A 10,486-nucleotide genomic window follows, 5' to 3' on the forward strand; every position below is an offset into this window, starting at 1 on the left:
CGCAATCACGCGCTTTACGAGGAGACGGCAGATGGCCATCGCAACCCCGGACCAGTACAACGAGATGCTCGACCGGGCCAAGGCGGGGAAGTTCGCCTACCCGGCCATCAACGTCTCGTCGACGCAGACCCTGAACGCCGCGCTGCAGGGCTTCGCCGAGGCCGAGTCCGACGGCATCATCCAGATCTCCACCGGTGGCGCCGAGTACCTCTCGGGTCAGGGCGTGAAGGACATGGTCGTCGGCGCCGAGGCGCTCGCCGAGTTCGCGCACGTCGCGGCCGCGCGCTACGGCAACAAGATCGCGCTGCACACCGACCACTGCCCCAAGGGCAAGCTGGACGGCTACGTGCGCCCGCTGCTCGCGATCTCGCAGAAGCGCGTCGAGGCCGGTGGCCTGCCGCTGTTCCAGTCCCACATGTGGGACGGCTCGGCGGAGACGCTCTCCGACAACCTGGAGATCGCGCAGGAGCTGCTCGCCAAGGCCAAGGCCGCGAACATCATCCTGGAGATCGAGATCACGCCGACCGGTGGCGAGGAGGACGGCGTCTCGCACGAGATCAACGACAACCTCTACACCACGGTCGACGACGCGCTGCGCACCGCCGAGGCCCTGGGCCTGGGCGAGAAGGGCCGCTACCTGCTGGCCGCCTCGTTCGGCAACGTGCACGGCGTCTACAAGCCGGGCAACGTCGTGCTCCGCCCCGACCTGCTCAAGGAGCTGAACGAGGGCGTCGCCGCGAAGTACGGCCAGCCGGCCGGCTCGAAGCCGTTCGACTTCGTCTTCCACGGCGGCTCGGGCTCCACGGTCGAGGAGATCACGACCGCGCTGGAGAACGGCGTCGTGAAGATGAACCTCGACACCGACACCCAGTACGCCTTCACGCGGCCCATCGCGGGTCACATGTTCGAGAACTACGACGGCGTCCTGAAGGTCGACGGCGAGGTCGGCAACAAGAAGACGTACGACCCGCGCGTGTGGGGCAAGAAGGCCGAGGCGAGCATGACCGCCCGCATCGTCCAGGCCTGCGAGAACCTGCGTTCCACGGGTACGCGCATCAAGTAGGGCGCAACGCGTGCACGGGCCCGGTTCCCTTCGGGGAGCCGGGCCCGTGGCATGTCGGAAGGGCGTTCGGCAAGGTGCCCGGAGGGCGCTCGACAGGCAGCCGCCCGGGCGCGGCACACTTGACCCCATGAACCTTCACGAGAACCTCCTCGGCGGTCCGCCCCCGACCGAGCTCCCGGACGACCCGGAGCCCCGCGAGCTGCTCGCGACCGGCACGGCCCCGGCGGACGTCGCCGCGAAGTACCCCACCTCCTCGCTCGCCTGGGCGCAGCTCGCCGACGACGCATTCGAGCGCGGCAGCGTCGTCGAGTCGTACGCCTACGCCCGCACCGGCTACCACCGGGGCCTGGACTCGCTGCGCCGTGCCGGCTGGAAGGGCCACGGCCCCGTGCCGTGGGAGAGTGGCGGAAGATGTCATCGTGCACTCGGTGCCGCCGCTTCGTAAGAAGCGGCGGCATTTTTTTTGTGCTGCTACGGCTGCTGAGGCTGTAGCGGCTACTACCGCTCCGGTCAGCGCTTCAGCGTCGCGTACGCCTCTTCGCTGCTGTCCTGAAGGAACTGCCAGCACCGCTCGGTCTCGTCCTTCTCCTCGATCGCGCCGGCGGCGCGGGCGAGGGCGGCGAGGCAGCGAAGGAACCCGCGATTTGCCTGGTGGTCCCAAGGGACGGGGCCGTGCCCCTTCCAGCCCGCCCGGCGCAGGGAGTCGAGCCCTCGGTGGTAACCGGTGCGCGCGTACGCGTACGACTCGACCACACGTCCCGCCTCGAAGGCATCGTCGGCGAGCATGGCCCAGGCGAGCGAGAAGGTCGGGTACTTGGCCGCGACATCGGCCGGCGACTGGGACTCCTCGCCCAGGAGGCGGTACGCCTCTTCGTTCTCCGGAAGGTACGTCGGGTCCGGTCCACCCAGCAGGTTCTTGTGCGTCGTCATGCAGCCAGTCTGCCACTTGCCGCCTGGTGTTCGGGATGGGCGCAGTGAAGTTCGGTCAGGGAGCGAATGGCAGCCAGAATGGCGGTTGATGTATTCGCTTGCCGTGTGCGACGATCCCGCGCATGGCAGAACGACGGGGGCCCTCCGGTGGCATCCAGGTGGGCATCTACACCCGCATCAGCAAGGACGACGAGGCCGAGGGCTTGGGCGTCGTGCGGCAGGAAGAGGACTGTCGGCTGCACTGTGCTGCGCGGGGGTGGGAGGTCGCCAAGGTCTACGAGGACAACGACCTGTCCGCCTACAAGCGCAGGACCGTGCGCCCGGAGTTCCGGCAGATGCTGGAGGACCTCAAGGCCGGGCGTATCGACGGCGTCGTCGCCTGGGACATCGACCGCTTCACACGGCAGCCGCGCGAACTCGAGGCGTGGATCGATGAGTACGAGGATGCCGAACGCGGCAAACGCCACCTCGTCTTCGACTCCGTGTCGGCGTCGGACATCGACCTGTCCACTGAGAACGGCCGGTTCATCGCGCGGATCAAGGTCACCATCGCCAACAAGTCGTCGGCGGACACCTCGCGACGTACGAAGCGCAAGCACCTCGAACTGGCCACGCAAGGAAAGCTGCCGGGCGGCCGGGCGCCATACGGATGGAACCGTGAGGACCGCAGGACGGTAGTGCCGGAGGAAGCCGAGAACCTCCGCAAGGCAGTGAGGGACTTCCTGGGTGGCATCCGCTGGGCGACGATCGCGCGCGAGTGGCGGGATGCCGGAATCAGGTCGCACAGTGGCGGCTTCTTCGACGACTCCAAGATCAAGCGCATGCTGATGAACCCCCGCATCTGCGGCTACCGCATGCACCAGGGAGAGCTGTTCCTCGACGAGCACGGGAAGCCCGTGGTCGGGGACTGGGAGCCGGTCGTCACCCCGGACGAGTGGCACCTCCTTGTGGACAAGGTCCGGCAGGAGTCGGAGGGGCGGGGCGTACGCGATTACGCCACCAAGTACCTGCTCTCCGGCATTGCCCGGTGCGGTCGATGCGGCACGAAGATGCGGGCCTTCCCGTCGTACCGGAAGTCGAAGACGTCGTCGCAGTTCAGGTACGCGTGCCCTGGGAAGAACGACGGGGGGTGCGGGGGAGTGGCCAGGGCGGGGGAGCCGGTCGACCGGCTCATCCGAAACGCCGTGTTCATCAGTTCGGACAAGGCGCTGACGGATGTCCGGACGCGTGCGCCGGAGTGGACCAAGGAGGAGGAACTGGCCTCCTTGGAAAGGGACATGGCGGAGTTTAAGCAAGCATGGCAGGAGATGCGGATGTCCGCTGCCCGTTACGTCGCTCTTACCGATGACCTTGAGAAGCAGATGGTGGAGCTCCAAAGGGAGCGTGCTCTCCACCGGGCCGAGGTGGCGACTTTTGCGGCCGGTCCCATCGACGTACGGGAGCGGTGGGAGGACCTGACGATCGAGCAGCAGCGGGCAGCGGTGCTCAAGGTCTTCCGTGCGGTTGTCATCAAACCGGCGTCCAACGGGCCGGTCTTCGACCCGGCGGACATCGAACCGGTACTCAGGTAACGGCAACGCGTGGTGACGAACGAAAGCCGGGCCCTGTCGGCTCGAATGAGGCAGGGGCCCGGCTTCCGTTCGTTCACGCTCGTTCTATGCCGAAGATCCGGAGCAGGTCATCGACCCACTCCTCGTCACGGGCGGGGAGCTGGGCCTCTACACGGCGAAGCCACTCGTCCTCGGTCAAAGGGCCGGACCTCCCTCACCGTTCCCGCTGTGGCCGCTGCGTAGTTGAGCGAGCGGCGGTGGGGCAGGGCGAGGGGGATGGCGGCGTTCGTGCGGAGGCCGAGGTGCGGTGGGGAGGGTGTGACGCAAGGGCGAATCCTCTTCGGGGCCCGGCGGGAGTGCGGCAACACCGGCCCACCGGTTGATGGCTAGGGATGTGGTTGAGCTGACCGTGCCGAGTGTTTGCGGGCTCGGCGTGGTCGTGGAGTCTGGGGCCTACGCCTCGTCGTCGGGTACGGCGGTGTCGTGTTCGCCGGGTGGCGGTGCGTACGCCTTCAGCAGGTGCTTGGAGGCTTCGGTTGCGATGGCATTGGAGACTGCGACGTCGGCTTCCTCCCGGATGTCGGGGTGCTCGGTGAGGTAGGCGTCGAGGGCGTCGCGCGCCTCGGTGAGGGTCGCGTTGGCGCGCTGTGTGGCGCGGAAGGCGTCGACGACCTCGTCGATGAGTTCCATGGCGCGGGCCTGGGCCGCGAGCTGCGGGGGGCCGACGAGGTTGCGCAGGTCGAGGCCGAAGACGTCGGCGAAGCCGATGGCCTCGTCGAGGTTGATGCGGCGTTTGCCGTTCTCGATGCGCCAGACCGCGGACGGGTTCATGTCGAAGCCGGCCTCGTTCAGGCGGTCGGACAGGGCGTTGGTGCTCCAGCCGCGTGCTTCGCGTTCCAGCTTGATGCGCACCGCGACGTTGCCCTCGCCGCTGAGCAGCACTCCTTCTGGCGGATCTTCATCGGCCACGACCGCCTCCTTCCATTCGTAGGGAATCTCTGCCATTCGCAGGAACTCTCCAACGGTACCATCCGTTCTGCGATGCGCAGAGCAGTACTGCGATCTGCAATTCGTGTGGCATGCTGATAGCCCCACACCCCCTGCGCTCACAGGGGGCCAGGGCACGAAAAAGCCCCCGGCGATGCCGGGGGCTCAGGCGCAAACCTCTCAACCGCCATCCCTAGCGATCAACACGCGAGGCCGGGATTGCCGTCCCATATGGCCCGCGAGCAGAGGAGCTACAGCCCAGTATGGCCGATCCCGAACCGAACCGCACCACCCTGCCACCGCTGCCGCCCGTGGAGGTACAGGAGCCGCCCTCCAACGTGGACGCCGAGCGCGCGGTCCTCGGCGCCTGCATGCACGACGCCGCCGTCATCGACACGGTCCGCCCCGTCCTGGGCGACGATGCCTTCCACTGGCCCGCGCACGAGACCATCTGGCGCGCACTCCTCACCCAGCACCGCGAGGACAGGCCCACCGACCCGATCGTACTGAGCGAGCGGCTCCAGCAGCAGGGCGACCTGCGGCGCGTCGGCGACCGCAGCTACCTGCACCAGCTCGCCGACGCCCTCTACGCCACCACCAGCGCGGAGCACCACGCGGAGATCATCCGGCAGAAGGCCGACCTGCGGCGTCTCCGCAGCTCCGCCGTGCGTACCCTCCAGCGCGCCCAGGAGCCGGGCGCCGACCCCGAGGCGATACGCAGCGAGGCCGAGACGGAGATGCGTGCCGAACGCGAGCGGGCGCTGGCCTCCGGGCAGGGACGCCTCAACCGCTTCGCCAAGGACGGATGGTCCTTCGTCACGGAGACCGGCGCGGATGCCGAGCCCCTGTGGGGAACGCGGGAGCAGACCGTTTGGGCGCCCGGCGAGAGTCTCATGATCGTCGGCGCGCCGGGTGTCGGAAAGACCACCCTGGCCCACCAGGTGATCTTCGCCCGGCTTGGTCTTCATGAGACGGTCCTGGAGATGCCGGTCGCCCCCAGTCGACGGGTCCTGTACCTGGCTATGGACCGGCCCAAGCAGATCGCGAAGGCCATGGCGCGGCGCGTCTTCGACACCGACGAGACGATCCTCCGGGACCGGCTCGTCGTCTGGCAGGGCCCGCTGCCCGCCACCCTCGACAAGGAACCCGACCTCCTCGCCGACCTCGCCGCCGCCCACCAGGCCGACACCATCGTGATCGACAGCCTCAAGGACGCGGTCAGCACCATGGTCGACGACAGCCTCGCCGTCGCCTTCCACAACGCCCGCATGCGCGCCCTGCGAGGCGGGGTGGAGATCCTGGAACTGCACCACCAGCGCAAGGCCACCGCCGACGCACCGCGCGGCCAACGCCCCGCCCTCGACCAGGTCTATGGCTCCACCTGGCTCACCGCCGGAGCGGGCAGCGTCCTGTTCGTCACCGGCCGGGCCGGAGATCCCGCGGTCACCCTGCATCACCTCAAGACGCCCACCGGGGAGATCGGCCCGCTGGACGTCACCCACGACCACAAGCGCGGCACCACCACCGTCGACCCCAGCCGCGACCCGGCCGTCCTCCTGCGCAACGCCCCGGGCGGGATGACCGTCCGCGAGCTGGCGGCCATCCTCACTGGCGGGACCGAGCCCGAGCGCGCCGACGTGGAAAAGGCCAGGCGCCACCTGACCCGCCTCGTCGACACCGGCCTGGCCACCCGCGCCGACGGCATCGCCGGAGGAACCGGAGGCGGGCAGCAAGCCCGGTACTACGCCTCCGCCCGCCACCTCACCGCCGTCGGCTGAACCGTCCACAACCCCTGCAGAGCGTTCACGTGACCGTACACGCGCCCCTCACGCGAAACCGGCGCCGTGAACCGCTCGCGGCGTACACGGACACGGCAAAACCGCAGGTCAACCGATCACGGAACCGTGCACGCCGTACACGCACACAGGCGTTCACGCGCGGGACCCCCTCTAGAAGGGGCCCGCGTGTACGCCCCCTCGCGTGACCCCGCGTGAACGCCCCGAACCACCACCCCGGCACAGCACCCTCCGGAGACCGAACCTTGCCCCTCCGCACCACCCCCACCACCGCCCAAAGCCTCAGCCCGACAGCAGGAACCGCAGCCATTCGCACCGGCATCGCCCTGCTCGCCGCATTCGCCTTCACTCTCTCCTACGACGCCCTGCGCCAGATGGCCGTCGCCATCCACGTCCGCGGGCTGCTCACGTACGCCTTCCCGCTCGTGATCGATGGGTTCATCGCCATCGGCGTGGGTGCCCTGCTCATGCTCCGCACCGCTCCGACTCACTCACGGGCGTACGTGTGGGCCCTCGTCGGCGCCGCGACCATGACCAGCATCTGGGCCAACGCCCTGCATGCCGTCCGCCTCAACGAGCAAAGTCGGCACAGCGGCGGCCTGCGGCTCGACGACGTCACCGTCGGCGGACTGTCTGCCATTGCCCCGCTCGCGCTGGCCGGTGCCGTCCACCTCTACATCGTCATCCGACGTCATCCCGCAGCCCGCGACGAGGTGGCGTCGTACGAGCCCACTCCTGGCGACGTGGCTTCGGACGCCACCGATGTGGCGACGGTCCACAGCGCCGCCACCACACCGCACGAACACCTGCCCTCCGACGTCTCCCCCGAGCGGCTCGCCCTCGCCCGCTCCGCACCCCTTGGCCGCCAAGGTCGCGCCTCGCGGCGCCACATCGAAGCCACCTTCCGCGAGCGGAACCTGACAATCGGCCGGATCGAGGCCGACCAGCTCAAGACCCTCGTCCAGGCGGACCTCGACGCCGCTACCGACCAGCCACAGCCCGACGCAGACGCCGCCTGACACCCGCCCCCTCCTCCCGACCACGGCCCCGTAATCCCGGAGAACCAGCCCATGCACAACGTCCCCCGCCCTGAACCGCACACCGCCCAGCAGGAGATGACTACCAACCCCAGCGGCGGAGCAAGGTATCCCGTTGGACCGTCCAAGGGCCGGTCCAACGGGGAAGCCTCCGCCCCAGGGGTGGCGGAGGCGGCGGTCGGACGCCAGGGGGCACCCGACCACGGAGACTCGGGAGAAGCGCATCGCATGCCGCCGACCCGCGCTGCTGACGAAGCCGCCCTGCACCGCGTCGCCCGCCGCCGACACCGCGATCCCGTACAACGCAAAGACCGCGTAGACGTCCGCTACAGCAGCGCCGAGAAAGCCGCCATCCTCGCCAAGGCCCGCTCCCTGAACATCGCCGGCGCGCACTACGTCGGCGCCGTCGTCATGGCGCACCTCCACGGCGACCTCGCCCTGCCCGGACAGCGCACCCAGCTCGACGACTACATCGACGAGCTGGCGGCCCTGCGCGAACAGGTCGCCGCGATCGGCCGCAACGCCAACCAGATCACCAAGAAGCTCAACTCCGGCGGCACACCGCACCCCGGCGACGACGCTCTGCTCGCCCAGGTCGAGCGCACCCTCACCACGGCCGGCAGTACGGCCGCCGGCATCGCGGCCGCCGCCAACCAGGCCGTCGCGACGGGCAAGAGGCCCGAGAGGGCGGTGCCCCGTTGATCGCGAAGATCAGTAGCGGCAAGAGCACCGGCGGCCTCATCCGCTACCTCTTCGACACCAAGAAGGCCACCGACCACACCGACCCTCACCTGGTCGCTTCCTGGGACGGCTTCGCCCCCGACCCCGGCCGCACCACCCACGCCGCCGACACAGTCCGCAAGCAACTCGTGGCGGACCTCGACCTGCGCGTGAACCAGGCCCGCCGCCACGGCCGCGCGCCCGAACGCCACGTGTGGCACTGCTCGATCCGCGCCGCCCGGGCCGACCGCCACCTCACCGACGACGAGTGGGCCGACATCGCCCACCGTGTCGTCGCCGCCACCGGCATCGCGCCGAAAGGCGATCCGGACGGCTGCCGCTGGGTCGCCGTCCGCCACGCCGACGACCACATCCACATCGCCGCCACCACCGTCCGCGCCGACCTGCGCCCCGCCCGCCACTGGAACGACTACCTCACCGCCGACCGCGAACTCGCCGCCATCGAGAAGGAGTACGGCCTCTTCCAGGTCGTACGCGGAGACCGCACCGCCGCCAAACGCCCCACCCGGGCCGAGGAGGAGAAGGCCCGCCGCAACGGACATGCGAAGACCCCACGCGAACAGTTGCGGAAGACCGTTCGCAACGCCGTGACCGTCTCCCGCAGCAGCGAGGAGTTCCTGCACCTGCTCACCCATACCGACGGCATCCAGGTCGACGTCAAGTACTTCCCCTCGGGGGACGTCCGCGGCTACACGGTCGCCCTCACCGGCGACACCAACCAGGCCGACGAGCCGGTCTGGTTCTCCGGCTCCGAACTCGCCCCGAACCTGTCCTTCCCGAAGGTCAAGAACAGTCTGGACAGCCTCACCCCGCAGTCCACCACCCCGTCCGTCGAGCGTCGATCCAACTCATGGCATCAGGCCACCGCTGCCCTTGAACGCCTTCCACACCACCTCGCCGAAGGCAACACGGACGACGAGGCAGCCCAGGCTCACATCAACGCCCTGGGCGAAGCCCTCACTGCTGCTTCCCTCACCGCGCCGGCCCACCGACGGGCTCAACTACGCGACGCTTCTACGGCCTTCGAGCGCGCGGTCCGCTCCCGCACACAGGCCGACCACCATCATGCCCGCGCCCTGCGCAGCACCGTCCGGGCCATCCTGCGTGAACCCGCGCCTGCCGACGGCGCGACCCTGGGCATGTTCCTGGACGCCGCGATCCTCGCAGTGATCGCCTCCATCCGCTGGCACCAGCACCACCACCACAACCAGCAAGTGGCAGCCGCACACCACACCCTCACCGGCCTCCAAGCCCTCTACGAGGAGACAGCTCCGGCCCCGCTGGCCGTGCTTGCTCACCAACGTCCGCCGCAGACTGTGGCCGACAGCCACCGTGCCTACCTCTGGCAGGCCGTCCCCGCGCACGCACAGCAGGTCATCGACGATCCCGCATTGGACGCCCTCACCACTGCGCTCGCGCAAGCCGAAGGCGCCGGACACGACCCTGCACAACTTCTGCGCTACGCGGCCGACCAGCGTGCGCTGGACGACGCGGATTCTCCCGCCCGAGTCCTGACCTGGCGTATCCAACGGCTTGCTGCCCGCCCCGCGCCCAGCTCACGAGCCCGCGCCGCCCGGACCCGCAGCTCTCCAAGGAGCCCCGGTACAACAGGCCCTACGGCGACACCACTGTTCCGTACACCTGGGACCGAGCCCGCCCGCCAGCCGCGGCGCCGCTGATCAGCGCCGGTCAGCGGTCATGCGATGGGGGCAACGGTGGGGGGGGTGTTGGCGATGGCGGCGTCGGGGTCGGTGTCGTGGCTGGTGTGGAAGGGGGTCTCGTAGGCGTCGTCTCCGATGAGGTGGCGGGCCTGGTCCTGGCATGCCAAACGTGCGGCGACTAGCTCCGGGATACCCATCTGAGGGGCGTCGAGAGCGTGCCAGATTTGTTCGGCGACGCCGCTGAGGCGGCAGGCGTGCTCGGCATGCCCGGAGGCGGTGGCCGCGGGGGCGGGTGCATCGATGGTCATGTCGGTGCCGAAGCTGTCGTGGAGACGGAGCCTGCCGTTCAGGTAGGTGCGAACGTGGGCCGCGGCCTGCTCGGTCCGTCCGAGCGCGGTGAGGCCGAGCAGGTGGTCGGCCCAGGCGCGAAAGTAGATTTCGCCGCGCCGGGCGCGCACTCGGCGCTCAGTTCGTCGGCGACGGCAGCGACCGTGGCGAACTCTCCGAGTCGGATGTGTGCGAAAACGCGCACGGTCCGGTCGGGAAAAGTGCGCACAGTCGGTGCTGTGGCGTGCGCGGTGCTTCCTGCGGGCCCAGATGGGAAGGCGGAGCCGGAAGGCGCGTGGAAGATCGATTCGCCTGGCCCGCCCTCGCCGCAGCTGTCGCAGAGGGGGCAGTGCAGTCCTCTGCTTCAGGTGCGGCGGGCGGTCGTGCCTGGGTG

The 10,486-nt window shown here is 69.4% G+C and carries 9 protein-coding genes and 1 pseudogene; 7 read left to right on the top strand and 3 right to left on the bottom strand.

The features are described from left to right. Positions 1-31 precede the first annotated feature (31 nt). Together fbaA and ACY34M_RS27920 are read left to right on the top strand one after the other, a co-directional pair. Positions 32-1,063, top strand: coding sequence for a class II fructose-bisphosphate aldolase (fbaA, locus tag ACY34M_RS27915; protein WP_385763291.1), 1,032 nt, complete (start codon positions 32-34; stop codon positions 1,061-1,063). 127 nt (positions 1,064-1,190) lie between these two features. After that, positions 1,191-1,463, top strand: a pseudogene (locus ACY34M_RS27920) (DUF3151 domain-containing protein); the annotation flags it as partial. Positions 1,464-1,573: 110 nt separating this feature from the next. Here ACY34M_RS27920 and ACY34M_RS27925 read toward each other — a convergent pair. After that, positions 1,574-1,993, bottom strand: coding sequence for a DUF3151 domain-containing protein (locus tag ACY34M_RS27925; RefSeq protein ID WP_462722491.1), 420 nt, complete (start codon positions 1,991-1,993; stop codon positions 1,574-1,576). 122 nt (positions 1,994-2,115) lie between these two features. Here ACY34M_RS27925 and ACY34M_RS27930 point away from each other — a divergent pair, with 122 nt between their 5' ends. After that, positions 2,116-3,564 (top strand): recombinase family protein, encoded by a 1,449-nt coding sequence (locus ACY34M_RS27930; protein ID WP_462722492.1) that lies wholly within the window; start codon positions 2,116-2,118, stop codon positions 3,562-3,564. 432 nt (positions 3,565-3,996) lie between these two features. Here the strand turns inward: ACY34M_RS27930 and ACY34M_RS27935 are convergent, their stop codons facing one another. Continuing rightward, positions 3,997-4,548, bottom strand: a complete 552-nt coding sequence (locus tag ACY34M_RS27935) for a helix-turn-helix domain-containing protein (RefSeq protein ID WP_462722493.1) — start codon at positions 4,546-4,548, stop codon at positions 3,997-3,999. Between the two features lie 245 nt (positions 4,549-4,793). On the opposite strand from ACY34M_RS27935, the gene ACY34M_RS27940 reads away from it, so the two are divergent. From ACY34M_RS27940 to ACY34M_RS27955, 4 genes are all read left to right on the top strand, one after another. Further along, positions 4,794-6,308: a DnaB-like helicase N-terminal domain-containing protein gene (locus ACY34M_RS27940; protein ID WP_462722494.1), complete on the top strand. Its 1,515-nt coding sequence runs from the start codon at positions 4,794-4,796 to the stop codon at positions 6,306-6,308. A 263-nt stretch (positions 6,309-6,571) separates the two neighbouring features. Then, entirely contained in the window at positions 6,572-7,345 is a 774-nt protein-coding gene (locus ACY34M_RS27945; RefSeq protein ID WP_462722495.1) for a DUF2637 domain-containing protein, read from the top strand. Positions 7,346-7,591: 246 nt separating this feature from the next. Next, positions 7,592-8,065 carry a plasmid mobilization relaxosome protein MobC gene (locus ACY34M_RS27950; protein ID WP_462722496.1) on the top strand — a complete coding sequence of 158 codons (474 nt, stop codon included), beginning with the start codon at positions 7,592-7,594 and terminating at the stop codon, positions 8,063-8,065. After that, positions 8,062-9,783, top strand: coding sequence for a relaxase/mobilization nuclease domain-containing protein (locus ACY34M_RS27955; RefSeq protein WP_462722497.1), 1,722 nt, complete (start codon positions 8,062-8,064; stop codon positions 9,781-9,783). The genes ACY34M_RS27950 and ACY34M_RS27955 overlap by 4 nt, the downstream gene beginning before the upstream one ends. A 17-nt stretch (positions 9,784-9,800) precedes the next feature. On the opposite strand, the gene ACY34M_RS27960 is transcribed toward ACY34M_RS27955, so the two are convergent. After that, entirely contained in the window at positions 9,801-10,223 is a 423-nt protein-coding gene (locus tag ACY34M_RS27960) for a hypothetical protein (protein WP_462722498.1), read from the bottom strand. Positions 10,224-10,486 lie beyond the last annotated feature (263 nt).

The sequence above is a fragment of the Streptomyces sp. EDA2-14 genome (assembly GCF_054963755.1).